The following is a 26,536-nucleotide window of genomic DNA, read 5'->3' as shown; positions in this document are numbered from 1 at the left end:
AGAAGATGATGAGAAAAATTTGTATTTTATTTTACTTTATTTTAAGTTTTTTAAAAGCTGAAGTTTTATTTGATGATTTAGAAGATTTTACACCTATGTTCGCGATAAGATCTTTAGAAACGGGAATTTCACTTAGTCCTTTTAGATATAGCTCTGAAAAACTAGAAGAGCAAAATTGGTTTTTAAAAGAGATAATTCTTAGCGATGCGTTAAAACAAAAAGATAGATATGCCGTGCAACGCCCTTTTGGCTATGTGCAGTTTATAAACCCTAGAGGTGCTGATGTATGTTTAGCTGTCTTAAGTGAAAAATCTTTTGGAGTGAAATCTTGCAAGCAAGATTTGCAAGATGGGCAAATGCAAACGGTTTTTTCTATCATGCCTACTACAAGTTCAGCTGTGCAAATTAGATCTTTAACTCATGGCGGGGTAAAATGCATGAGTACCTTTTATGAAGCGCGCGTGCCTATAGAAAATCGTTTTGGCTTAGATGATTGCACTGTAAATCCTTCTGTGCCGATAGAGTTAAAAGAGTTATTTTTCTTTGCTCCTGCTATTGTTGAAGCAACTCCGATTTATTAAATTTAACCCGCTTTTGCGGGTTTAAACTCTAAGTTAAAATTTGTTAGAATGTCTTTTTAGTTTTTGTTAGGGAAAAAAATGATTTTTGAAAAACAAGAATATCAAGAAAAGTGCATAAACAACATCATAGAGCTTTTAAAAGATTTTGATTTTAAAAAACAAGATAATTTAAAAGAATGTTTGCAAGAATTTTATAAAACCACAATCTTGCCGGTACAAAATATCACCGATAAGTTAAATTTAGATGTTTTAATGGAAACAGGTACAGGAAAAACCTTTACTTATCTAAATTTGATTTTTGAGCTTAACAAAATTTACAAACAAAATAAATTCATTATTTTTGTTCCAAGAAAAGCAATTTTAGAAAGCGTAAAGCAAAACATAGATCTTACTAGAGAATATTTTTATGTGCAGTATAAAAAACACATAAAAGCTTATTTTTATACAGATGCAAAAAGCCAAAATTCTATCATCAGTCATTATATAAAAAATCAAGATGAGCTTTCAGTGTTGATTTTAACAAATAGTGCTATAGATAAAAAAGATAATATATTAAACAAAAACAATGAAAATTTATTTAATTCAAAAAGTATTTTTGAAAATATCATAGATCTAAAGCCTATTAGTATTATAGATGAACCACATTTGCTTAAAGGTAAAGCCTTTAATGAGTATTTTTCTAGATTAAATTCTATTTATTTTCGTTTTGGAGCTACTTTTCCAAAAGAAAAAGATTATGAGCTTAGCAATTTAGTATATTGTCTTGATTCTATATCGGCATTTAAAGAATATCTTGTAAAGCAAGTTAGAGTAAGTTCTTTAGGAACTCAAAATAAAAATATTTTTTTAAAAGAATATAAAAGAGATTTAGTTACTTTTACTTATTTTTCAAATGGCATAGAACAAGAAATAAAAATCAAAAAAGGCGATAGTTGTCAAATTTTAAATAATGCTATTTTAAAAAGTGTAAAAGAAAATAAAGCGTATTTTGATAATGATATTATCATAGAAAAAAAAGAAAGTTATATTTTAAGTGAAGAAGAAATCACAGGGCTTTTGCAAAATGCTATTAATTTACACTTTGAAAAAGAAGAAAAATTATTTAAACAAAATATTAAAGCATTAAGCTTATTTTTTATACCAAATATTTTAGATTTTAGAGGCGATAATCCTTTTATAAAAAATAAATTTGAAGAGCTTTATAAAGAAAAAAGAAAACAAATACTTGAAACTAAAATAGACAAATCTTATAGAGAATATTTGGAAAAAGATTTTGATGAAGATGGAAATTTAAAAGTCCATCAAGGTTATTTTAGTGGCGATAAAGGGAGTGCTGATGAAAAAGAAGCTTACGGGGTTAAACTTATTTTAGAAGATAAAGAAAAATTACTTTCATTTGACACTTCTTTGCGTTTTATTTTTAGTGTTTGGGCTTTGCAAGAAGGCTGGGATAATCCAAATATTTTTACCCTTACCAAGCTTTCAAATTCTTCTTCGCAAATTAGCATACACCAACAAGTTGGTCGTGGACTTAGACTTTGTGTAAATGATAAAGGCAAAAGAATTACCCATAGTTATTTAGATTTTAATGATAGCAAATTTTATGATATTAATTATCTTGATATTTTAGTTAGTGCAAGAGAATTTAACTATATAGAAAATTTGCAAAAGGAAATTACAAATTCTAGTTTTGCTTTTGATAATAAAATATTAGAAAAAAGTTTTTTAGAAAATCTTTTGAATATAGATTTAGCTAATGATTTGGTCTATATTTTAAAAAAATTAAAATTAATCACTTACAATGAAGAACAAAGTAATTATGAAATAATATCTCCTATATATGAAAACATAAAAGATAATGATGAGATTAAAGAACTTCTAGGTGATAAATTTGAAGTTTTATTAAAAATTCTTAATGAAAACTCCCAAAATAAATACAAGCAAATCATAAATGCAAACAAAGAAAATAAAAAAATAAAAATAAATTCAAATCTAGCTAAAGATTTTAAAGAGCTTTGGGATATTATAAATAAAAAAGCAAATATAGTTTATAAAAATATAAAAGAAAATGAACTTATAGAAACAATAGCAAAAGAATTTAACGCTTTAAAAATAGAAAAAGAAATTTTGTATTATGAAAAGAAAGTTTTTAACGCACAAGAAAATACCATAATCACACAAGAAATTGATATTTTAAAAGAGATTGATTATAAAGCTAGTTTGTATAAAGATATTCATAATTTATTTTTAAATTTTTGTAAAAACGAAAAATTTCCTTTGCAATTTTTGCTAAAGATTTATGAAAAATTAAATAAAACTCAATTTGAAAATTCCCCTAAAAAAGCTTTTGATAGTTTAAAAAACATAATTAAAAATAATCTTCATCATAGTTTATTGCAATGTCTAAGTTATGAATTTTCTTTAAATATTTTTTCAAATTCTTATGAGAATTTAGTAGAAAACGGCAAAATTATAGACAATATAGATATGCAAAAATTAGGACGCTACATAGATGATGAAAAACCAGCTAAAAACTATCTTTACGAAAGTGTGGTTTATGATTCTGATATAGAAAAACAAATTATCAAAGAAAATAACGAAAATATAAGAAAAAAAACCATAAAAGTTTTTGCGAAATTACCAAAATTAAGCATTCCAACTCCATATAAAAATTATGAACCTGATTTTGCTTATTTTTTAGAAGATGATAAAGGTAAAAAAATATTTTTTATATGTGAAAGTAAAGGTTATGATGATGAAAATGATATTTCATCAAATGAAAAGAAAAAGATAGACTATGCAAAAGTATTTTTTAAAAATCTAAATGATAGTTTAAAAAATGAAAATATAGATATTGTTTTTAATACAAGATTAAATAAACAAAAATTCATAGAGTGTATAAAGGAAGTTTTAAATGGTAGATATTAATAATATAAAAAAAGAAAATTTAATCAATACAAAAGAAAATAAAAATGATTTTTTAGAGCATTTAAAACATAATTACCCGCAAACCATAAGTGATAATGTGCCAAATTTAAATGCAATTATGCAACTTTTAGGTTTAAATACTAAAGTCCAAGGTTATGAGCTAACTTTTGCTGGTAAAGCTTTAGCAAATGCTTTATGTAATACTCAAAATACCAATGAATTAAAATTTGAAAAAGAACAGAGTTTAAATTTTGAAAATACCAAAAATATCATCATAAAAGGGGATAATCTTGATGCTTTAAAGCTTTTAAAGCAAAGTTATTATGAAAAAATCAAAATGATTTATATAGACCCACCTTACAATACAAAAAATGATGATTTTATCTATAATGATGATTTTAGAAAAGACTATAAAGAACTTTTAAAACAAACAGGACTTTTAGAAATCGATGAAAATGGAGTTGAGATAGAAAGTGAAACTTTAAGGTTTTTTAATAGTATAAAATCAAGCAAAACTCATAGTGGATGGCTTTCCTTTATGCTTCCACGACTTAAACTTGCTAGAGATTTACTTCGTGAAGATGGAGTGATATTTATAAGTATAGATGATAATGAACAAGCAAATTTAAAAATACTTTGTGATGAGATTTTTGGAGAAGAGAATTTTGTTTCTTGTTTTATTTGGCAAAAAAAGTCAGGTGGAGGGCAAGCAAAATATTTTTATGAAGGACATGAGTATATACTTATATACACAAAAGATAAAATAAATTTAAATGGACTTTTTAAATATAAGGAAAAAGCAGATATTAATAACGATTTAATAAGAAAAGTTCATGGTAAATATAATGGACATCCGAGAATTGTTGAAATTTTAAAAAAATATAAGAAAAAAGTCATAGATCATAGAAATTTAATGTTTGAAGAATTGGATATTTTTTTAAAAGAAAAAATGATTAGTGAAAAAAAATATAATGATATAAAGTCAAAAATTGATAGTGGTGAATATTTTCTACAACAATATAAAGATACAAATTTTCATCTTATTTGTTCTTATCAAGATGATAATTTATCTAAAATGTATTCTATATTTAGTGGATATTGGACTTCAGATGGAAATGAAGAAATAGAAAATATATTTAATGGAAAATTGATTTTTGAAAATCCAAAACCAACTAAATTAATCAAAGAAATATTTTTTGCAAATGCAAAAAAAGATGATATTATTCTAGACTTTTTTGCAGGAAGTGGCACAACAGCACAAGCAGTTATGGAACTAAATGCACAAGATAATGGAAATCGTAAATTTATTCTAGTCCAACTTGATGAAAAGATAGATGAGAAAAAAAGCAAAGTTGCTTATGATTTTTGTAAAAACGAACTAAGTAGTCAAAACCCAGTCATTAGCGATATAACCATAGAAAGAGTTAAAAGAGCAGGCGAAAAAATAGCAAAAGAAAATGCAGATAAAAATTTAGACTTAGGATTTAAAGTGTTTTCTATGGTGGAAAAACCAGAGCTTGTATGCGATGGTAATGATAGTTTAAATTTGATAAATCATGCAAAATTAAGTCCGTATGAAAAGGCGTTAAATTTGGCTTTGCAAGATTGTAAAACCTTAGATAATGATCTAAAAATGATTTTAAAAGATAAAATTTATCAATGCGAACAAAGTTTTTATGTGATAAATTTTGATGATGAAGTTTTAAATTTTTTGAAAAATACTCAAAATGAAAATGTATATATTAATGGCTTTGGAGGTATAGATTTAGAAATTTATTTAAATTTAGAAAGCTTTTTAAAAGAACGCTTGAAAGTGGTGTATTGATATGGAACAAGAAATTATTAAATTTATCAAACAAAAAGATTATGAAAAAATCATTTTTTTGGGCGAGGGTTCGTTTGGTAAGGTTTTATTGATTAGAGATGTTTTTATCGATGAGCTTTTTGTTGTAAAAAAATATGATCCAGATGATATGTTAGATGAAAATGATAAGAAGAGATTTTATAAAAATTTTTTAGATGAGATAAAGATTTTATATAAGTTAAATCATAAAAATATAGTCAGAATTTTTAATTATTATCCTTATGAAAATACTCATACGGCTTATATTATTATGGAGTATATACAAGGGAAAAATATCAAAGAGTATTTTGATGATGAAAATAACTTGGAAAATTTAAATTCTATTTTTATGCAACTAATTGAAGTCTTTGCTTATATAGAAGAAAAAGGCATTATACATAGGGATATAAGAGAAAAAAATATTCTTATAGGCGATGATGGAGTGGTTAAAGTTATTGATTTTGGCTTGGGGAAGATTTTTGATGTAGAAAAAAACGAGGATACTTTAAATTCAATTATAAATAGAAACGATGTTGATACTTTACCAGAAGAGTATTTTCAAAAGGAATATACGATTCAAACTGATATTTATTATTTGGGTGATTTGGTTTATAGGCTTATCAATAACTTGGCAGAAAATAAACATAATTTTAAATATTTTGATATTTTAAATAAAATGATAAAAAAAGAAAAAAAAATTCGTTATCAAAGTTTTGCAGACATAAAGAGAGAGTTAAACAAAGAAAATTTCGTCAATTTAAAAATTAGCCAAGAAGATAAAGCGATTTATAATATTTTTTCAAATTATATTATTGGCTATGTTGATTCTTTTATAGGAGAGCCTGTATTAAATACTGATATAAATGAAATTCTAGGAGAAATTGATAAGGTTATTCAAAGAAATTCTTTTAATGAGTATATTGAAAATAATTCTAAACTTATAAACATAATCATTAAAAATAATTTTTATATACAGCAAAATCCTAGTTGTATTAAATGTGAGGAATTGGACAAATTTTATAAGTGGTTTAAAGCGTTAAATGGCAAAATGCAAAAACTTGTTTTAGATAATCTTGAAGAGAAAATATCTCAAATTCCTTTTACATCAAAAGACGATGATTTTGTCTTGCCTTTTTAATTATATAAACTAAGCAGGTATAAAATTGTAATCAAATTTTATAAACTTATCAAATAATGAAATTAAGACAATGTGAAACTAAAATAAAACTATTAGAGAATTAAAAAATCGGTTATGATATTTCTTTAAGATGTAAGAAAGAGTAAAAAATGAAAACCTTTTTAGTTTGTGCCTTAGAGCCTTCAGCAAATTTGCATTTAAAAGAAGTTTTAAAAGCTTATAAAAATGAGTATAAAGAATTTGATTTAGTGGGAATTTATGATGAGAATTTATGTGAAGAATTTAGTCTAAATTCCAAGCCACTTTATAGCTCACATGAGTTTAGTGCTATGGGTTTTATAGAGGTTTTGCCGCTCATTTTAAAAGCTAAAAGAGCCATAAAAGAGCTAGTGAGTTTAAGTTTTGCTCAAAAAATTGATGCGATTTTATGTATAGATTCTCCTGCCTTTAACTTACCTTTTGCAAAGGCTTTAAAAAAAGCAAATTCCAAAGTAAAAAGAATTTATTATATTTTACCTCAAGTTTGGGCATGGAAAAAAGGACGCATTCCTATCATAGAAAGTCATTTTGATGTGTTAGCTTCTATTTTACCTTTTGATGGTGAGTTTTTTAGTAAAAGCACTTATGTGGGACATCCGCTTTTAGATGAGATAAAAGAATTTAAAAATCAAGAAGATATAAATTCTATACTTTCAAAAAAAGATGATGAAAAAATCATCGCTTTCTTACCGGGCTCAAGAAAAAGTGAAATAAAGCGTTTGATGCCTATTTTTAGAGAATTAAGCATTAAATTTAAAGGTAAAAAAATCCTTTGCGTACCCGAGTTTAATTTAAAAAGATTAGAAATTTACGGAGAAATGAGTAATTTTGAAATTCAAACTAACACCCCAAAGGTGCTAAAAAATGCTGATTTTGCTTTTATTTGTAGTGGCACAGCTACACTTGAAGCAGCTTTGGTCGGCACGCCTTTTGTGCTTGCTTATAAAGCTAAAGCTATTGATGTATTTATCGCAAGATGTTTTGTAAAACTCAAACATATAGGCCTTGCAAATATCTTTTTAGATTTTGCAGGAAAAAGCGAGCTTAATCCTGAATTTTTACAAGAGCAAGTGAATGTGGAAAATTTATATCAAGCTTATCTTAAATACGATTATAAGGCATTTTTTGATAAAGTAGATTTTTTAAAAGAATATTTGCAATTTGCAAGTGCAAAAAATTTGGCTAAAATACTTTATGAAATCAAATAAGGATAAATCATGCAAAAAGAACCTATGAGTAAATACGGCTATGAGAAATTAGAAAAAGAATTAGAGCATTTAAAAAAAGTTGAACGTCCAAAAGTAGTAGAAGAAATAGACATAGCAAGAAGCCATGGAGATTTAAAAGAAAATGCAGAATATCACGCAGCTAGAGAAAAACAAGCTTTTATAGAAGGAAAGATTGCTGAACTTGGGGATTTGATCTCAAGAGCGCAAATCATCGATCCATCTTCTTATGAGCATGATAGTGTGAAATTTGGCTCAACTGTTGTTGTAGAGGATTTAGAAAGTGAAAAACAAAGCACTTATACTTTGGTAGGGGTAAATGAAGGAAATTTAGAAAAAGGCTATATTTCCATTAGTTCGCCTATTGCTAAAGCAATGCTTGGTAAAAAAGAAGGGGATGATTTTAAAGTGCGTTTGCCAAAAGGCGAGAGTGAATTTGAAATCATTTCTATAGAATACAAAGCTTTGGAATTTTAATTTTTGCAAAAAATAATTATAAAAGAAAATGCTATTTTTATTGCCGATGCGCATGAAAATAAAAATAGGCGTGGTTTTTGGGAGTTTTTGCAAGCCTTAAAAAATAAAAAAATTCAAACTCCACAGCTTTTTTTAATGGGTGATATATTTGATCTTTTAATTTATGAAGTAAAGGCCACGCATGATTTTGCAAAAGCTTATATAGACTTACTTGAAGAACTTGCGTATGAAATTGAAATCATTTATTTAGAAGGCAATCATGATTTTAATTTAGCTAAATTTTTTAAAAAAGTGAAAGTTTTTAGTATAAAACAACAACCCTTGCTTTGCGAATTTCAAGATAAAACCTTAGTAAAATTAGCCCATGGGGATATTTTTTTAAAACCTTTTTTGCAGTTTTGCTTAAAAAGTTTAAGAAATCATTATTTGCTACTTTTTTTAAATTTTTTAAATATTATTAGTAAAGAAAGAATTACTCAAAAAATTCTAAAAAATCAAAACAAAAAACAACTTATTAGAAAAATTCCCCATTTTTCTGCTTTAGTAAAAGAGCGTTTAAAGCACTATAATATAGGCTTTGTAATAGAAGGTCATTATCATCAAGATGTATTTTTAAAAAATGAAGATATAAAATATCTAAATTTAGCTACTTTTGCATACAAGGAAAGTTTTTTTATAGTAAAATATGAGCCAGAAATCAGATTTCACAAAATAGAACTTAAGGAGGCATAATGTTTGATGAGAATGTCGTTAAAACAGGTTCAAATGAAATGGAACTTGTTGATTTTCGCATCTTTAAGCAAGGCCACGATAAAGTCTATGAGGGAATTTATGGTGTAAATGTTTCTAAGGTTAGAGAAATCATTAAAATTCCTTTTTTGACTGAAATTCCAGGAGTACCTGAATATGTAGAAGGTATTTTTGATCTTCGTGGCGTGGTGATTCCTGTAATCAACCTAGCAAAATGGATGCAAATTCAAGAACCAGAAATGACAAATATAAAACCTAGAGTTATCATTACTGAATTTAGTAATGTTTTAATCGGTTTTATTGTCCATGAGGCGAAAAGAATTCGTAGAATTAATTGGAAAAATATTGAACCAGCTACTTTTGCAACAAGTGCGGGTAGTTTAGATAAGGGTAAAATTACTGGTGTAACTAAGATCGAAGGAGATGAGGTTTTACTTATCCTAGATTTAGAAAGTATAGTGCAAGAACTTGGAATTTATACCCCGCAAACTGATATTGACGATGATAAAATTCAAAAAATCGAAGGTATGGCTTTAGCACTTGATGATAGTTCAACTGCAAGAAAACTTGTTAAAGATTTACTAAATAAAATCGGTCTTAAAGTAATTGAAGCTAAAGACGGTGTTGAAGGTTTACATAAACTAGAAGAGCTTTATAGTACTTATGGCAGTGATTTAAATAAACATTTAAAAATTATTGTAAGTGATGTTGAAATGCCACAAATGGATGGATTCCATTTTGCAGCAAAAGTTAGAGATGATGAGAGATTTAAAAATATTCCTATCGTATTTAACTCTTCTTTATCAAATGAATTTATGAGTGATAAAGGTGTTAAAGAAGCAGGTGGAGATGGGTATTTAGTTAAATTTAATGCAAGTGATTTCTTTGCTGAAATTTCTCGTATCATAGCAAAACATGAAAAAGGTGAGGAGTAAAAATGGAAGATATTCAAGAAATACTTGAGGATTTTTTAGTTGAAGCCTTTGAATTAGTCGAGCAAATTGATCATGATTTGGTTGAATTAGAAGCAAATCCTGAAGATTTAGAATTATTAAATAGAATTTTCCGCGTTGCGCATACTGTTAAAGGATCATCAAGCTTTTTAAATTTTGATGTTTTAACAAAACTTACTCATCATATGGAAGATGTTTTAAATAAAGCAAGACATAATGAGCTTAAAATTACTCCTGAAGTAATGGATGTAGTTTTAGAATCTATTGATATGATGAAGACTTTATTAAATTCTATTAGAGATAATGGAAATGATACAGCAATCGGACTTGATATAGCTCCAATTTGTGCAAGATTAACCGCAATTTCAGAAGGAGAAAGTTTAGAATCAATTACTCCGGCTAAGACTGAAGAGCCAAAAGAAGAAGTTAAAGAAGAGCCAAAAGCTGAAGAACCTGAAGTTGATGTAAATAAACTTAGTGATGATGAAGTTGAAGCTGAAATTGAAAGACTTTTAAAAGTAAGAAAAGCTGAAGATCAAGCAAGACGCGCTGAAAAGAAAAAAACTCAAGAATCAACTCCAACTCCAAGTAAACCAGCTCCACAAGCACAAAATGCAGCAGCTGAGAAAAAGGTCCCTGCAGCAGGTGGTGGAAGCAGTGGTGCAAATATGGATCAAACAATTAGGGTTGAAGTTAAAAGACTTGATCATTTAATGAACTTAATTGGTGAGCTTGTATTAGGTAAAAACCGCTTGTTAAAAATTTATGATGATGTTGAAGAAAGATATGATGGAGAAAAATTCTTAGAAGAATTAAATCAAGTTGTTTCTCAACTTAGTATTGTCACTACAGATATTCAACTTGCGGTTATGAAAACAAGAATGCAACCTATTGCGAAAGTATTTAATAAATTCCCAAGAGTTGTGCGTGATTTAGGCCGTGAACTTGGTAAACAAATGGAGCTTGAAATTTCAGGGGAAGAAACTGAACTTGATAAGTCTATTGTAGAAGAAATTGGCGATCCTATTATGCATATGATTAGAAATTCTTGTGATCATGGTATAGAAGATCCAGCAACGCGTATAGCTAATGGTAAACCAGAAAAAGGAACGGTTAATCTTAAAGCATATAACGAAGGAAATCATATCGTTGTTGAAATTGCCGATGATGGTAAAGGTTTAGATGCTGATGTGTTAAAATCAAAAGCAATAGAGAAAAACTTAATCACAGAGCGTGAAGCTGATCAAATGAGTGATAAAGAAGCATTTGCATTGATTTTCAAACCAGGTTTTTCAACCGCTGCAAAAATCACCAATGTTTCAGGGCGTGGTGTTGGAATGGATGTTGTTAAAACTAATATTGAAAAATTAAATGGTGTGATTGAAATCGATAGTGAGCTTGGAAAAGGCACTGTGATGAAGCTTAAAATTCCACTTACTTTGGCGATTATTCAATCTTTACTTGTGGGAACTCAAGAAGAATTTTATGCTATTCCACTTGCAAGTGTTCTTGAAACAGTTAGAGTGCCAATTGATGATATTTATACCATTGAAGGTAAAAATGTACTTCGCTTAAGAGATGAGGTTTTATCTTTAGTAAGACTTTCAGATGTATTTGGCGTAAAACAAGTGCTTGAAAATACTGATCAAACTTATGTAGTTGTTATAGGTGTGGCAGAAAGTAAGCTTGGTATTATAGTAGATACTTTAGTAGGTCAAGAAGAAATTGTTATCAAGTCTATGGGTGAGTATTTGCAAAATATCCAAGGTATAGCAGGAGCAACTATCCGTGGTGATGGTAGAGTAACTTTGATTATCGATGTTGCTGCTATGATGGATATAGCTAAAGAAATTAAAGTTGATATTAAAGCACAAATTGAATCGCAATCTAAAAAAACAACTAAAGAAAAACCAAGTGATTATACAGTGCTTATAGTGGATGATTCTAAAATGGATAGAAATATCATGCAAAAATCATTAGAGCCACTAGGTGTAAGTATTATAGAAGCAACTAATGGTGTTGAAGCATTAAATACAATTAAATCAGGCGAGCATGATATTGATGCTGTGTTGATTGATATTGAAATGCCAAGAATGGATGGTTATACCTTAGCAGGTGAAATTAGAAAATATTCTAAATATAAAAACCTCCCACTTGTTGCAGTAACTTCAAGAACTAGTAAATCAGACCGCTTAAGAGGTGTGGAAGTAGGAATGACTGAGTATATTACTAAGCCTTACTCTCCAGAGTACTTAGAAAATGTAGTTAGAAAAAATTTAAAACTAGGATAAGAAGATGAATGATAAATTAAACCAGGTTTTGCAAAAACAACAAGCGCAAATTGCAGAACCTGATGTAGATAAAGAAGAGGATATTATTCAGCTTGTTGGTTTCGTGGTAGGAGATGAGGAATACGCTATTCCAATTCTTAATATCCAAGAAATTATTAAACCTATAGAATATACTAGGGTTCCAAGTGTACCTGATTATGTTTTAGGTGTATTTAATATGAGGGGTAATGTTATGCCTTTGATTGATCTTGCTAAAAGATTTAATCAAGGTAGTTCTAAAATGACTCCTCAAACAAGATATATTGTTTTAAAAGGTATAGCAAATGGCAATCAAACTCCTGCAGGTAATGCAGGTTTTGTGATAGATAGATTAACAGAAGCTATTAAAATTCACAGAAGTAGGATTGATCCACCACCTGAAACTTTACTAAAAGAAAAAGGTATGATTTTTGGTATAGGCAAAAGAGAAGAAAATATCTTGACTATATTGAAAGCTGAAGCTTTATTAAAGCGTGAGTTTTAATGATAAAGCTTTGTGCCTTTGACTTTGATTCTACGCTAATGGATGGGGAAACTATCGATATTTTAGCGCAAGAATATAATGTTGGTGATGCTGTAAAAGCAATCACCAACAAAGCAATGAATGGTGAGCTTGATTTTTTTGAAAGCTTAAGTGCTAGAGTAGCTTTGCTTGAAGGTATGCCTATAGAGCAGGTAAAGAAATGCTGTGAAAATTTACCTTTGATGAATGGCGCCAAAGAATTATGTGAATATTTAAAAAGTAAGAATATAAAAATAATCGTTTTTAGTGGTGGATTTCATGAAGGAATTGATTTAATACAAAATAAACTTCATTTTGATTTTGGTTTTGCTAACTTTTTACATAGTAAAAATGGTTTTTTAACAGGAAAAGTTGGCGGAGAAATTATGTTTAATAACTCAAAAGGTATTATACTACAAAGACTTAAGAAATTTTTAAATTTAAAAACAGAAGAAATTATGTGTGTAGGCGATGGAGCTAATGATATTTCTATGTTTAAAGAATGTGGATTAAAAATAGCTTTTTGTGCCAAAGAAATTTTAAAATCTCATGCAGATATTTGTATAGATAAGAAAGATTTAAAAGAAATAATAAAGGCAATACAATGAAAAAATTTTCGCTATGGTGCGATTTTATAGAAAATGAATTTTTAGATCATGAATTTTTAGATTTAATTTACTCAAAAACAATTAATGGTGCTACCTCAAATCCTGCTATTTTCAAAAATGCGATTTTAAACTCAGCTATTTATAAAGAAAAAATCAAAAAATCAAATCTTAAAGATAAAAAAGCTTTATATGAGTATCTTGCGATAGAAGATATAGCTAAGGCTGCGGATAAATTAGCTATTAATTATTATGAAAATAATGATGGTTTTATTAGTATTGAAATTGACCCAAGATTAAAAGATAATACTAGCCTATCTTTGGCCGAAGCAAAAAGATTATACATGCAAATTGCAAAAGAAAATGTGATGATGAAAATTCCTGCTACAGAAGCTTCTTATGAAGTAATGCAAGAATTAATGAAAAATGGTATTAATGTTAACGCTACTTTGATTTTTGATTTTGAGCAAACTAAAAAATGCTTTGAAGCTTTAAATTTAGGTTTAAAAGAATTTAGAAAAAATAATACCACAGCTAAAAAAGAGCCTCGAGCAGTTATTAGTATTTTTGTAAGCCGTTTTGATAGATTATTAAATAATCAAGTTTTAGATAAAAATTATATAGGAATTCTTACTGCAACAAAGGCTTATAATTATATCATTAAACAAAATGAAACAAATATTAGAGCTTTATTTGCAAGTACAGGTGTTAAGGGTGATGATTTAGAAAAAGATTATTATATTAAAGAACTACTCTATGATAAAGCTATTAATACTGCACCACTAGATGCTATTAAGGCTTTTAAAGGTAAGCAAATTATATTTAAAGAGCCTTTAAAAGATGAGTGTATAGAGAAAAAACTGAATGCAAATATTTCAAAAGATGCTTTAAGTAAAGCTTGTAAAGATTTGCTTGATGATGGGTTGGAGCAATTTTGCATAGCTTATGAAGATATTTTAAAATCTTTATAAACTTATTTAGCTATAATTAGCGTTTATTTTTTTTAGAAAGGAAACAGATGTTAGAAGGTATCGTTAGAGAGAGTATCGGTAGAAAAGCTGCTAAAGCTTTAAAAAGAGATGGTTATCTAATCGCAAACATCTACGGAAAAGGATTAGAAAACATCAATGCTGCTTTTAAAGTAAATGAATTTATTAAAGAAGTACGCAAAAAAACTACTTTAGCTTTTGATGTAAAAGTAGCAGATAAAGTATTAAATGTTGTGGTAGTTGATTATCAAAAAGATCCTGTAACTGCAGAATTAAAACACGTAGATTTAAAAGTAGCACAAAAAGGTGTTATTTCTAAATATATGGTTCCTGTAAAAATCGTAGGAACAGCTATGGGTCTTAAAAATAAAGGTGTTTTAATCCAATCAAAAAGAAGATTGAAAGTAAAATGTGCAGCTGAAAACTTACCAAATTATTTTGAATTAGATGTAACTAAACTTGATGTTGGTGATGCACTTTTAATCCGCGATGTAGTTGTGCCTGAGGGTGTAACTATGGTTGATGCTGATAGAGTAGCTGTAGTTGGCGTAGAAAAAGCAAGATAAAATGACCTTAGTCGTAGGACTTGGTAATATAGGAGAACAATACGCCCAAACCCGTCACAATGTAGGGTTTATGCTAATTGACTTAATTTTGAAAGATTTGCAAACAACAAAGCTTTCAAATGCCAAATTTAAAGGAGAGCTTTTTAAAGGCTCTTCTACTTTTTTTTTAAAACCTTCCACTTATATGAATTTATCAGGAGAAAGTGTAAAAGCTGTTAGTGAATATTATAAATGTGATAGAATCATTGTAATCCATGATGATATAGATTTAAATTTGGGTGCATTGAAATTTAAAATGGGTGGATCAAGCGGTGGACATAATGGGCTTAAAAGTATAGATAATCTTTGTGGCAATGCTTATGAGAGGGTACGCATAGGAGTAGGAAAAGAACAAGATGTAATTTCTCATGTTTTGGGAAAATTTAAACAAGAAGAACAAGAAAGTTTAACTAAGGTTTTAGAACATAGCAAAAAAGCCTTACTTGAGCTTTTAAATTCTGATATAGAAAAAATCGCTTCAAAATATTCTTTAAAAAGTTAAACGATGAGTATATTTTTTCGCTATATTTCATCTTTGTATTTAAAATCATTTTTTATTTTATTTTTTTCTTTGACTTTTTTCTTCGTAGCGATTGATTTTTTACTCAATTTCAATAGACTGCCAAAAAGTGCAAATTTAGAGCTTTTGTATATATTTTTCTTAACATGTTCAGCAGCTTCTTATATACTACCTTTAGCTATAGTCCTTGCTTTGGTTTTATGTATTTTTAATATGATACGCTCAAATGAATTTGTTAGCTTATATGCTTTGGGTTTAAGTAAAAATCAAGTGATTTTTTATCCTTTTTTATGGGCTATGTTTTTTTGTTGTGTTTATGTAGGACTTAATTTTAGTGCCTTTGCTTATGCAGATGAATATAAAAGTAATATTCTCAAGCGTGGCGTTGTAGATAGAGAGGGTGGGGAAGTTTTGATTAAATATAATGATAAATTTATTTATATACAAAAAACAAGTTCTCAAACCTTATATAATGTAAAAATCTTTGATGTAAAAAATTTAGACATTCAAAGCACAATCCATGCAAAAACTGCTAAATTTGATGGAGATTCTTGGAACTTAAATGACGCTAAAGCTACTAATGTACCACAAAATTTGATTGTTTCAAAAGAGGGTTTAAGCGTAGAAGAATTTAAAAATATCAAAGGCTTAGAAGATTTTTCTCCAAAAATCTTAGAAAGAATTTCTTTAGTAGAGAGCAATCCTTCTTATTCTATTTTAGACGCGCTAGAAAGTATGGCAATTTTTGCAAAACAAAATATTTCTACTAATACACTTAGAACAAGTTTATATTCTTTAGTTCTTACACCATTTTTTGCGCCATTTTTAATGCTTATTGTGTATTATTATTTTCCTTTAACAGCAAGATTTTTTAATCTCGCACTTTTAGCTTTTGTGTTTTTTGTGTGCATACTTTTAGTTTGGGGTTTGTTGTTTTTATTAACAAGATTGAGTGAAAATGAAATTTTACTTCCAGAGCTTGGTATAATGCTACCAGTATTTATTTTAATAAGTATAGGAAGTTTTTATTATTTTAAACACAAATAACTACAAGTGAGGTTTTTATGGATTATTTAAAACTAGCAAAAGAATACAACACACCATTTTATATTTATGATTTTGATAAAATTAAAGAGCGTTTTACAATGTTAAAAGATGCTTTTAAGGCAAGAAAATCACAAATTTTTTATGCAGTCAAAGCAAATTCTAATTTAAGCGTTTTAAAGCTTTTAGCTTCTTTGGATAGTGGGTTTGATTGTGTTAGTGCAGGTGAGATTTATAGAGCTTTAAAAGCAGGGGTTAAAAATTATAAAATTATTTTTAGCGGGGTTGGAAAAAGTGCTGATGAATTAAAATATGCTTTAGAGCAAAACATACTTTATGTAAATTTAGAAAGTTATGAAGAAATGCTTCTTTTGGAGCAAATTGCTAAAGAAGGTCAAAAGATAGCTCGTATAAGCATAAGGGTAAATCCAAATGTAGATGCTAAAACACATCCTTATATTTCTACAGGTTTGCATGAAAATAAATTTGGTGTAGATATAGAAAGTGCTAAAAAAATGTATCTTTATGCTAAAAACTCACAATTTTTAGAGCCAGTTGGAGTGCATTTTCACATAGGTTCACAAATTCTTGATATAAGCAGTATCCATGAGGCCTCAGCGATTGTTGCAAAATTAGTAAAAGAACTTTTAGCTTTGAAAATTAATATTAAATTCTTTGATATAGGCGGGGGTTTAGGAGTTTGTTATAAAGATGAACAAGAGCCAAATTTATATGATTATGCTCAAGGAATTTTAGCAAGTTTGCAAGGTCTTGATGTGTGTATAGGTATGGAACCTGGCAGGTTTTTGGTAGCAAATGCAGGCGAGTTTGTTACTAAAGTTTTATATGAAAAATTTAATGATAAAAAGCGTTTTGTGATTATTGATGGGGCGATGAATGATTTATTGCGTCCAAGTTTATATAGTGCTTATCATGAAATCAAGCTTTTGAGTGAAAATAAAGAAGAAAGCCTTTGTGATATTGTTGGTGGGGTTTGTGAGAGTGGAGATTTTTTAGCTAAAGATAGAAAACTAGCTAAAACAAAAGCAGGAGATTTGATCATAGTTAAAAGCGCAGGTGCATATGGTTTTAGTATGAGTAGTAATTACAATACTCGCAATAGAGTATGTGAGCTAGCTTGTGAAAATGGCATAGTAAGAATGATTAGAAAAAGAGAAAGTTATGAGGATCAAATTGCTTTAGAGCTTGATTTTTTAAAGGATTAAAATGTTGTTTTTAGATGTGCAAGGAACTTTGATTTCAGATCATGATAAAAGTCCTATAAATGGTGCTTTAGAACTCATTAAATCTTTAAATAAAGAAAAAATTCCTTATGTGATTATTACTAATAACACCAAAAGATTAGATTTTTTAAATTATTTGCAAAATTTGGGTTTTGAAATTAATGAAAAGGTTTATATTGATCCTTTTTGTGTTTTAAAAGATTATTTAAAACCTTGTAAAATAGCAGCTTTTGGGGCAAAAGAATTTTTAGATTCACTTCAAGAGTTAGGTTATGAGCTTGATTATAAAAATCCAAAAGCATTTTTGCTAGCAAGTTATGATAATTTTAAATTTCAAGATTTTGCTAATATGATAGAGTATATTAAAGATGGCGTGCAAGCTATAGCAATGCATGAGGGTAGTATTTATAAGAAAAACTCAAGGCTTTATCCAGGCGTTGGAAGCATCATGTCTATGCTTAAAAATGCATGCGAGTTTGATTATAAAGTGATAGGAAAACCTAGTAAGGCTTTTTATGAAAGTGCTTTAAAATTATTAAAACAGCAAGATTGTAATGTGAGTTTTAAAAAGATTTTGATTATTAGTGATGATTTTAAAGGCGATTTGCTTGGTGCTTATGAGCTTGGTATGCAAACAGGCTTAGTTTTAAGTGGTAAAATTTCTAACACTCAAGGTCTTGATACAACTAAACTTAATTTTGTATATGATAGTATTAAGGATTACTACATATCGAGGTTTAAATGAAAGATATAGAAAAATTACGCAATAAAATCGATACTATCGATGATAAAATTTTGGCTTTGCTTAATGAAAGAATGCTTCATGTTAAAGATATAGGAGTTATTAAACAAAATTTAGGTGGGAGTATTTATAGACCTGAGCGTGAAAGAGCTATTATAAATAGACTTAAAAATTATAATCATGGTTTATTAGATCAAAATGCAATCGAAGCAATTTATCAAGAAATTTTTGCTGTATCAAGAAATTTAGAAATGCCTCAAAGCATAGCTTATTTAGGGCCTGAAGGAAGTTATACGCATCAAGTAGCAAGAACGCGTTTTGGTGCTATGAGTCGTTATACTCCACTTGCAAATATAGAAGATGTTTTTAAAGAATTAGCTCACAAAGAAGCAAAATATGGAGTAGTACCTATAGAAAATAATACAGCAGGTGCAGTGGGTGTGACGCTTGATTGTCTTGGAAAATATGAGGATGTAAAGATTTTTGCTGAAATTTATATGGACATTCATCATTCTTTTGTAAGTATGAGTGAAAATTTAAAAGATATTAAACGCATATATTCTCATCCACAAGGTTATAATCAATGTAGAAATTTTTTAGAAAGTCATGATTTAAGTGAAGTAGAATTTGTAGCAAGCAAATCCACAGCTCATGCAGCTTACTTAGCTTCGCAAGATGTTACTTCAGCCGCGATTTGCTCTAAAATTGCAGCAAAACTTTATAATGTACCTATATTATTTGAAACGATTGAGGATAATTTGGCAAATCGTACTAGATTTTTGATTTTAAGTGATATAAAAATACCTCAAATGCCTCATTGTAAAACTTCTATCTTAGCACTTGCTGCACACAAACCAGGTGGGCTTAGTGACTTGTTATATGAGTTTAAAAAAGAGGGGATAAATTTAACAAAACTTGAATCACGCCCTATAAAAACAAGAGAATTTGTGCATAGTTTTTATATAGATTTTGAAGGACATATTGATGATGAAAATGTCCAAAGAGTATTAAAAAAAGCTGAGCATATAAAATGGCTTGGATCATATTTATCAGGAGAAAGCAATGAAATTTAATCCTTTTTTAGAGGCTATTAAAACTTATGAAAGTGGCAAGGATATGGATTTAGTTGCTAAAGAATATGGTTTAAAAGAAGTTATTAAACTAGCAAGTAATGAAAATCCTTATGGTACAAGTAAAAAAGCTAAAGAAGCCATCATAAATAATGCACATTTAGCTCATTTATATCCTGATGATACTATGAGTGAATTAAAACAAGCTCTAGCACAAAAATATGATATTTTAAAAGAAAATCTCATTATAGGTAGTGGGAGTGATCAAATCATAGAATATATAGTACATGCAAAACTTGATCATTCTAAGGCTTATCTGCAATGTGGGGTTAGTTTTGCTATGTATGAAATTTATGCAAAACAACTAGGAGTTAAGGTTTATAAAACTCCAAGTTTAACCCATGATTTAAATGAGTTATATGAGTTATATCAAAAGCATAAAAATGAAATCAAAGTAATTTTTTTATGCTTGCCAAATAATCCTTTGGGTGAGTGTTTAGACGCAAGTGAGGTTTTTGAGTTTTTAGAGAAAATTGATAAAGATTGTTTGGTGGCCATCGATGGAGCTTATAATGAATTTGCTTCATTTAAAGATAGCAAAAAGCATATTAATCCTAAAGAATTAATCCATAAATTTCAAAATGCAGTATATCTAGGAACCTTTTCTAAGCTTTATGGTTTGGGCGGTATGAGAGTGGGTTATGGTATAGCTTGCAAGGAAATTATCAATACATTTTATAAATTACGAGCACCTTTTAATGTGACTAATTTGAGTTTAAAAGCTGCTGTTGCTGCATTAGATGATGATGAGTTTGTGCAAAAAACCTTAGAAAATAATTTTTCACAAATGAAACTTTATGAAGATTTTGCTAAAAATTATAAAATTCGATACATTCCAAGCTATACAAATTTTATTACCTATTTTTTTGATGAAAAAAATAGCACAGATTTATCTGAAAAACTGCTTAAAAACGGTATAATAATAAGAAATTTACAAAGTTATGGTTTAAATGCTGTGCGTATAAGTATAGGTACAGAGTATGAAAATTCAAGGTTTTTTGAAGAGTTTTCTAAAAATTTTTAGTTTGTAGGAAATAAATGGATTATAAAACTATACTGCACCAAGTAGGTCAGCTTTATCAAAATTTAAGTTTAAGACAGCGTATTATTATTGCTGCTTCTATTGTTGTTGTAGTTGGATTTTTAGTATTTTTAACCCTTTTTAGAAGTGGCTCTACAGTAGCTAGCGAAGCTGGATATTCAGTATTATTTGAAAATGCTAATACTAGTGATTCGGCGATGATAGTAACTCAACTTGAAAAAAGTGGAGTTCCTTATATTTTGCGTAATGAAGGAACGATTTTAGTTCCTAATGAACAAGTATATAAACAGCGTTTAGCTATTGCTTCTGCAGGATTATTGCCAAAAGATAATAAAGTAGGCTTTGAGCTTTTTGATAAACAAGAATTTGGAGCCACAGAAGCTGAGCAAAAGGTAAAATACCAAAGAGCATTAGAAGGTGAGCTTGCTAGAACGATTGAAAGTTTAGAGCCTATTCATAGTGCTACGGTTCATATTGCTTTTGCTAAAGATACACTTTTTACCCAACAACAAGTTCCACCAACTGCTTCAGTAGCTTTGACTATAAAAGAAGGTTTAAAGCTTAATAAAAAGCAAATTATGGGGATTAAAAACCTAATTGCTTCTTCAGTAACAAAACTTACTCCAGAAAATGTAAAAATCATGGATCAAAAAGGTATTCCTTTAGATGATGAGGGTGCTTTTGAAAGTGATTTAATCGCTGCTCAAATTAAATATAAAAGAGATCAAGAATATGAATTAGAGCAAAAAATTGTTGCTTCTATTGCTCCATTTGCAGGTGGCTATGATAGGGTAGTAGCAAAGGTTAGTATTGATTATGATTTTTCTAAAGAAGAATCTCAAAGTGAAGTATATGATCCAAATACCGTTGTGCGTAGTGAGCAAACCTTGGAAGAGCATAGAGAAGGCTATAAAGATAAAGAAATTCAAGGTGTACCAGGTGCTGTTTCAAACATCGGTCCTGTGGAAGGTTTGGATGATAAAGGTGCGCGCGAGGTTTATACTAAAAATCAAACTACAACTAATAATGAAATTTCTAAAAAAATTACCAACACCACTAAGCAATTTGCAACCATTAAAAGAATTTCTGCAGCCGTTGTGGTAGATGGAAAGTATAAAGTAATTACTGATGATCAAGGAAATGTTACTAATGAGTACATTCCTTTGAGTGATAAAGAAATTAAAGCGATTGAAAATCTTACTAAAGGTGCCATAGGATTTAATCTTGCTAGAGGTGATGCGGTTGAAGTAAATAATTTGGAATTTCATAGAACAGCTAAAGTTGAAAATAAGGTTCAAACTTTTTATTCAAGATTTGTTGAGCCTTTTATTCCACCTGTTAAGTATGTATTTGCCGCGATTTTGCTTTTTATCTTTTACAAAAAAGTTATTGTGCCATTTTCTCAAAAAATGCTTGCAGATATTAGACTTGAAGAAGAGATGGAAGGTAAGGATGGGCAGATTATTGATGAGGCTGAAGATGCTATTGAAAAATTCAATGCTGCTCGTAGAAAAGTTGAAGAACAGCTTGGTTTTGGAGATAGTTTTGATGAGGATGCATTACAATATGATGTTTTACTTGAAAAATTAAGAGCAGTAGCTAATGAAAAAGGCGAAGAAGTGGCATTATTGTTGCAAAAACTTGTTGAAAATGAAGCCGAATTTGGTGAGAAGGATATCTAATGATAAAGCTTAGCGAAGAACAAAAAATGGTCTATGATGACCTTTCTATGCCAGAAAAGGTCGCCATATTTTTAATCCAACTTGGAGAAGATGTAACGACAGTTTTATTTTCTCATATGGATATTAATGTCATCACTGAAATTTCTCGCTATATTGCTTTAGCAAAAAATGTTGATAAGCCAGTTGCTACTGCAGTGCTTGAGGAATTTTATACTTTATTACAATCAAATCAATACTTAAAAAGTGGTGGTTTGGAATATGCAAAAGAAATTTTATTTAGAACTTTTGGTCCTGAAATTGCCAATAAAATTTTGGAAAAACTTACCAAAAGTATGGAAAATAATCAAAATTTTGCTTATCTTTCACAAATTAAACCACAACAACTTGCAGACTTTATCATTAAAGAACACCCGCAAACTATAGCTTTGATTTTAGCTCATATGGATACTACTCAAGCTGCTGAAACTTTGGAATATTTTAGCGATGAATTAAGAGCTGAAGTTGTAATAAGAATGGCAAATCTTGGAGATATATCTCCTTCAATTATCAAAAGAGTATCTGCTGTGCTTGAAAGTAAGCTTGAAAGTCTTACTTCTTATAAAGTTGAAGTGGGTGGTCCAAGAGCAGTTGCTGAAGTGCTTAATCGCTTGGGTCAAAAAGCCTCTAAAACAACACTTTCTTATATTGAGCAAAGTGATGAAAAACTTGCTACAACCATTAAAGATTTAATGTTTACCTTTGATGATATTTCTCAACTTAGTACTAATGCGATTAGAGAAGTTTTAAAAGCTGCTGACAAGCGTGATTTGATGATAGGTTTAAAGGGCGCAAGCGAGGATTTAAAACAAAAATTTATGTCCAATATGTCTACGCGTGCTGCTGAAGCTTTTGTAGAAGAAATGGGCTTTTTGGGTGCTGTGCGTGTTAAAGATGTAGAAGAAGCACAAAGAAAAGTTGTAGAAGTGGTGCAAAAACTTGCAGAACAAGGTCTTATCCAAGTTGGTGAGGCTGATGAGATGATAGAGTAAGATTATGGCAAAATTAACCAATGTAATTTCACCTGAAAATATTTCTGCTCATGTAGTTGAGGGTTATCATTTTAAAGTTATGAGTGAAATGCCCTCTAGTGAAGAACAAAAACAAGAAGAAATTCAAACTATAAATCAAGTCTCTCCTGTCCAAAACACACAACAAGCAGTAGAAAATCAAACAATAGAAGCTGCTCCACAAGCCCCACAACCACAAATTCAACCTGATTTTGTTGAAGATTTACTTAAAAAAACTGATGAAATGTCAGGAAATATCATTAAGTTGCAAATGCAGATAGAAAGCCAAGAGGCTGAATTTAACAATCGTTTAAATACAGAATTAGAACATGCAAAGGAAAAATTTACTAAAGAAGGTTATGAACAAGCACAAAAGAATTTTGAAAGCGAATTAGAAGCCTTGAAGGAAAAATACTTAAAAAGCGTAGAAAAGCTTGAAAATACAGTGCAAAATTTAAATGAGTTTTTATCTAAAAATGAAAAAGAATTAGCCGATACAGCTGTAATTATTGCAAAAGAAGTGATTGCAAAAGAGCTCGAAGAAAATTCATCACTTATAGCATTAAATTTAGCAAAAGAACTTATGAGTGAACTTAAAAATGCTACTAAGATAGAATTAAAGTTAAGTCCTGATGATTTTGAATATGTAAAAACACACTTGCAAGAACAAAGCAATATTAAATTTAGTCTTGATGATGCGATTAATAAGGGAAGTATTTTAATATTAAGTGATGCGGGTAATATAGAGTCAAACCTTAACAATCGTTTGCAAAAAATCAAAAACATGGTTAATGAATGATAGATTTAAATAACTTAAATATTAAAAATATGCAAATTAAAGAACTGGAAAATTTAGCTAGTAATTTGCGTGAAGTTATCATAGATACAGTGAGTAAAAATGGTGGACATTTAAGCTCAAATTTAGGTGTAGTTGAGCTTAGTATAGGAATGCATTATGTTTTTGATGTGCGAAAAGATCCTTTTATTTTTGATGTTTCACACCAATCTTATCCACATAAGCTTTTAAGTGGTAAGATAGATAATTTTCATACTTTAAGACAATTTAATGGCTTGAGTGGATATACAAAGCCTGATGAGGGGGATTATTTTGTAGCAGGACATTCAAGCACTTCTATATCTTTAGCAGTTGGAGCTTGTAAGGCTATAAGATTAAAAAAAGAAGATCGCTTACCTGTTGTATTAATAGGTGATGGAGCGTTAAGTGCAGGTATGGCTTATGAAGCTTTAAACGAGCTTGGTGATAGAGAATATCCTTGTGTGATTATTTTAAATGATAATGAAATGAGTATTTCAAGGCCAATTGGAGCTATTTCAAAATACCTTTCTCAAGCAATGGCAACGCAGTTTTATCAAAAGTTTAAAAAACGCATAGAAAATCTTTTAGAGTATTTTCCTCAAGGCGCATCTTATATGGCAAAGCGTTTTGAAGAGGGTTTAAGACTTATTACACCTGGACTCTTATTTGAAGAATTAGGACTTGAATATATAGGGCCTATTGATGGACATAATTTAAATGAAGTTATTAATGCGTTAAATCAAGCTAAAGCTATGAATAAACCTTGTGTAGTGCATGCGCAAACTATCAAAGGCAAAGGTTATACATTAGCTGAAGGTAAAAATGCTAAATGGCATGGAGTAGGTGCTTTTGATAGAAGTAGCGGAGAGAGTTTAAAGGCTAATATGAACAAAAAAAGTGCGACAGAAATTTTTTCAAATACACTTTTAAATTTAGCTCAAAAATATGAAAATATAGTAGGTGTAACTGCTGCTATGCCAAGTGGAACTGGAATAGATAAGCTAATGGAGAAATATCCTGAGCGTTTTTGGGATGTAGCAATTGCAGAACAACATGCAGTTACTTCTATGGCAGCTATGGCTAAAGAAGGTTTTAAGCCTTTTATAGCAATTTATAGCACTTTTATGCAAAGAGCTTATGATCAAGTTATCCATGATTGTGCTATTATGAATTTAAATGTAGTTATTGCTATGGATAGAGCTGGCATAGTAGGAGAAGATGGGGAAACTCATCAAGGTGCTTTTGATGTTAGTTTTTTAAGTGCTATACCAAATATTACTTTAGCGGCTCCAAGAGATGAGGCTATGATGGAAAAAATTATGGAGTATGCTTATTTTCATCAAGGTGTTTTTGCTTTTCGTTATCCTAGAGGTAATTTTTTATTAGATGAAAATTTTAATCCATGTGAGATAAAACTTGCAAAAGCTCAAATTTTATCTAAAGTGCAAAGCGATAAAGTATTTTTAGGTTTTGGTCAGGGTGTGGCTAAGGCAAAACTAGCTTTAGATAAACTTGGTTTAGATTATGCAAGCTTAATAGATTTGATTTTTGCAAAACCTTTAGATGAAGAGCTTTTAAAAGAATTGGCAAAAGATACAAAAACTTGGTTTGTTTTTTCAGATAGTGCTAAGATAGGTGGAGTGGGAAGTTTGATTGCAACTTTCTTGCAAAAAGAAAATCTTTATCATATAAAACTAGTAAGTTTTGAATTTGAAGATCAATTTATAACTCATGGTAAAACAAATGAAGTAGAAAAATTTCTAGAAATTGATGTTGAATCTTTGTGTAAAAATATTAAAATTTATTAAAAGATAAAAAATATCCTTTAATATAATCATTTTTTTATAAAAAAAGCGTTATACTATATAAAAAATATCGGAGAATTAATAATGGAACTTATTCAATTGCTTAAAAATTGTGATTTAAAAGCTACTCCTCAAAGACTTTGTATTTTAAAAATTTTAAAACGCCATGAACATCCTAATATAGAATCTTTATACGAAAGCATTAAGGAAGAATATCCTTCTATCTCTTTAGCTACAGTGTATAAAAATTTAAATACTTTAAAAGAACAAGGCTTGGTTGTAGAAATCAACACTCCAAATCAAAAAACTTGTTATGATATTTATGAATATCCTCATATACATGTAATTTGTAGCAAATGCAATCATATAGAAGATGTATGTTATGAAGATAGTGGGATAAATAAATACCAAGAAGATCTTGAGAAAAAAATTGGCAATATCATTGATTATCTTGGCGTATTTGCTTATGTGAATGGTTGTAAAGCTTGTAAAAAATAA

General features: G+C 29.1%; 24 protein-coding genes. All 24 read left to right on the top strand.

Translation table 11 applies throughout. The features are described 5' to 3' along the window. Window positions 1-8: 8 nt before the first annotated feature. Complete coding sequence (locus L8Y18_RS03235) at window positions 9-581, top strand: cytolethal distending toxin subunit A (protein WP_263676224.1); 573 nt, start codon at window positions 9-11, stop codon at window positions 579-581. A 78-nt stretch (window positions 582-659) separates the two neighbouring features. Further along, the gene (locus L8Y18_RS03230) at window positions 660-3,509 is read left to right on the top strand and encodes a DEAD/DEAH box helicase family protein (protein ID WP_263664580.1); all 2,850 of its coding nucleotides are present in this window, start codon (window positions 660-662) and stop codon (window positions 3,507-3,509) included. Beyond that, the gene (locus tag L8Y18_RS03225; RefSeq protein ID WP_220566577.1) at window positions 3,496-5,334 is read left to right on the top strand and encodes a site-specific DNA-methyltransferase; all 1,839 of its coding nucleotides are present in this window, start codon (window positions 3,496-3,498) and stop codon (window positions 5,332-5,334) included. The genes L8Y18_RS03230 and L8Y18_RS03225 overlap by 14 nt, the downstream gene beginning before the upstream one ends. A 1-nt stretch (window position 5,335) precedes the next feature. Continuing rightward, window positions 5,336-6,490: a serine/threonine-protein kinase gene (locus L8Y18_RS03220; RefSeq protein ID WP_263664582.1), complete on the top strand. Its 1,155-nt coding sequence runs from the start codon at window positions 5,336-5,338 to the stop codon at window positions 6,488-6,490. A gap of 149 nt (window positions 6,491-6,639) precedes the next feature. Continuing rightward, the gene (lpxB, locus tag L8Y18_RS03215) at window positions 6,640-7,737 is read left to right on the top strand and encodes a lipid-A-disaccharide synthase (protein WP_263664583.1); all 1,098 of its coding nucleotides are present in this window, start codon (window positions 6,640-6,642) and stop codon (window positions 7,735-7,737) included. Between the two features lie 9 nt (window positions 7,738-7,746). Then, window positions 7,747-8,232, top strand: coding sequence for a transcription elongation factor GreA (gene greA / locus L8Y18_RS03210; protein ID WP_039619215.1), 486 nt, complete (start codon window positions 7,747-7,749; stop codon window positions 8,230-8,232). Between the two features lie 3 nt (window positions 8,233-8,235). Beyond that, entirely contained in the window at window positions 8,236-8,964 is a 729-nt protein-coding gene (locus L8Y18_RS03205; RefSeq protein ID WP_412175452.1) for a UDP-2,3-diacylglucosamine diphosphatase, read from the top strand. After that, window positions 8,964-9,917: a chemotaxis protein gene (locus L8Y18_RS03200; RefSeq protein WP_133319535.1), complete on the top strand. Its 954-nt coding sequence runs from the start codon at window positions 8,964-8,966 to the stop codon at window positions 9,915-9,917. Before L8Y18_RS03205 ends, L8Y18_RS03200 begins: the two co-directional genes overlap by 1 nt. A 2-nt stretch (window positions 9,918-9,919) precedes the next feature. Beyond that, entirely contained in the window at window positions 9,920-12,226 is a 2,307-nt protein-coding gene (locus L8Y18_RS03195) for a chemotaxis protein CheW (protein ID WP_263664584.1), read from the top strand. Between the two features lie 4 nt (window positions 12,227-12,230). Then, window positions 12,231-12,749: a chemotaxis protein CheW gene (locus tag L8Y18_RS03190; RefSeq protein ID WP_133319537.1), complete on the top strand. Its 519-nt coding sequence runs from the start codon at window positions 12,231-12,233 to the stop codon at window positions 12,747-12,749. Then, window positions 12,749-13,375 (top strand): phosphoserine phosphatase SerB, encoded by a 627-nt coding sequence (serB, locus tag L8Y18_RS03185; protein ID WP_263676223.1) that lies wholly within the window; start codon window positions 12,749-12,751, stop codon window positions 13,373-13,375. The genes L8Y18_RS03190 and serB overlap by 1 nt, the downstream gene beginning before the upstream one ends. Further along, entirely contained in the window at window positions 13,372-14,343 is a 972-nt protein-coding gene (locus L8Y18_RS03180) for a transaldolase (protein WP_133319539.1), read from the top strand. The genes serB and L8Y18_RS03180 overlap by 4 nt, the downstream gene beginning before the upstream one ends. 47 nt (window positions 14,344-14,390) lie before the next feature. Continuing rightward, the gene (locus tag L8Y18_RS03175) at window positions 14,391-14,927 is read left to right on the top strand and encodes a 50S ribosomal protein L25/general stress protein Ctc (RefSeq protein WP_133319540.1); all 537 of its coding nucleotides are present in this window, start codon (window positions 14,391-14,393) and stop codon (window positions 14,925-14,927) included. 1 nt (window position 14,928) lies between these two features. Then, window positions 14,929-15,468, top strand: a complete 540-nt coding sequence (pth, locus tag L8Y18_RS03170) for an aminoacyl-tRNA hydrolase (RefSeq protein ID WP_263665473.1) — start codon at window positions 14,929-14,931, stop codon at window positions 15,466-15,468. A 3-nt stretch (window positions 15,469-15,471) separates the two neighbouring features. Then, the gene (locus tag L8Y18_RS03165; RefSeq protein WP_263659768.1) at window positions 15,472-16,533 is read left to right on the top strand and encodes an LptF/LptG family permease; all 1,062 of its coding nucleotides are present in this window, start codon (window positions 15,472-15,474) and stop codon (window positions 16,531-16,533) included. Between the two features lie 17 nt (window positions 16,534-16,550). Continuing rightward, the gene (gene lysA, locus L8Y18_RS03160; RefSeq protein WP_263676222.1) at window positions 16,551-17,756 is read left to right on the top strand and encodes a diaminopimelate decarboxylase; all 1,206 of its coding nucleotides are present in this window, start codon (window positions 16,551-16,553) and stop codon (window positions 17,754-17,756) included. A gap of 1 nt (window position 17,757) precedes the next feature. Then, the gene (locus L8Y18_RS03155) at window positions 17,758-18,519 is read left to right on the top strand and encodes an HAD-IIA family hydrolase (RefSeq protein WP_263664589.1); all 762 of its coding nucleotides are present in this window, start codon (window positions 17,758-17,760) and stop codon (window positions 18,517-18,519) included. Beyond that, window positions 18,516-19,589 (top strand): prephenate dehydratase, encoded by a 1,074-nt coding sequence (pheA, locus tag L8Y18_RS03150; RefSeq protein ID WP_263659771.1) that lies wholly within the window; start codon window positions 18,516-18,518, stop codon window positions 19,587-19,589. The genes L8Y18_RS03155 and pheA overlap by 4 nt, the downstream gene beginning before the upstream one ends. Further along, window positions 19,579-20,670: a histidinol-phosphate transaminase gene (hisC, locus tag L8Y18_RS03145; protein ID WP_263676221.1), complete on the top strand. Its 1,092-nt coding sequence runs from the start codon at window positions 19,579-19,581 to the stop codon at window positions 20,668-20,670. Before pheA ends, hisC begins: the two co-directional genes overlap by 11 nt. Window positions 20,671-20,684: 14 nt before the next feature. Next, window positions 20,685-22,370 carry a flagellar basal-body MS-ring/collar protein FliF gene (gene fliF, locus L8Y18_RS03140; RefSeq protein ID WP_263676220.1) on the top strand — a complete coding sequence of 562 codons (1,686 nt, stop codon included), beginning with the start codon at window positions 20,685-20,687 and terminating at the stop codon, window positions 22,368-22,370. After that, window positions 22,370-23,398: a flagellar motor switch protein FliG gene (gene fliG / locus L8Y18_RS03135; RefSeq protein WP_039619192.1), complete on the top strand. Its 1,029-nt coding sequence runs from the start codon at window positions 22,370-22,372 to the stop codon at window positions 23,396-23,398. Before fliF ends, fliG begins: the two co-directional genes overlap by 1 nt. 4 nt (window positions 23,399-23,402) lie before the next feature. Continuing rightward, window positions 23,403-24,215, top strand: coding sequence for a flagellar assembly protein FliH (fliH, locus tag L8Y18_RS03130; protein ID WP_263659773.1), 813 nt, complete (start codon window positions 23,403-23,405; stop codon window positions 24,213-24,215). Then, window positions 24,212-26,041 (top strand): 1-deoxy-D-xylulose-5-phosphate synthase, encoded by a 1,830-nt coding sequence (gene dxs, locus L8Y18_RS03125; protein WP_263676219.1) that lies wholly within the window; start codon window positions 24,212-24,214, stop codon window positions 26,039-26,041. The genes fliH and dxs overlap by 4 nt, the downstream gene beginning before the upstream one ends. A gap of 81 nt (window positions 26,042-26,122) precedes the next feature. Continuing rightward, a complete protein-coding gene (gene perR / locus L8Y18_RS03120) occupies window positions 26,123-26,536 on the top strand; it encodes a peroxide-responsive transcriptional repressor PerR (RefSeq protein WP_133319550.1) in 414 nt (137 codons plus the stop codon).

The organism is Campylobacter sp. CNRCH_2007_0968H, from assembly GCF_025773245.1.
GTDB lineage: Bacteria > Campylobacterota > Campylobacteria > Campylobacterales > Campylobacteraceae > Campylobacter_D > Campylobacter_D lari_D.
Note: the sequence above shows the minus strand (reverse complement) of the source record. Positions and strands in the feature narration are given on the sequence as shown.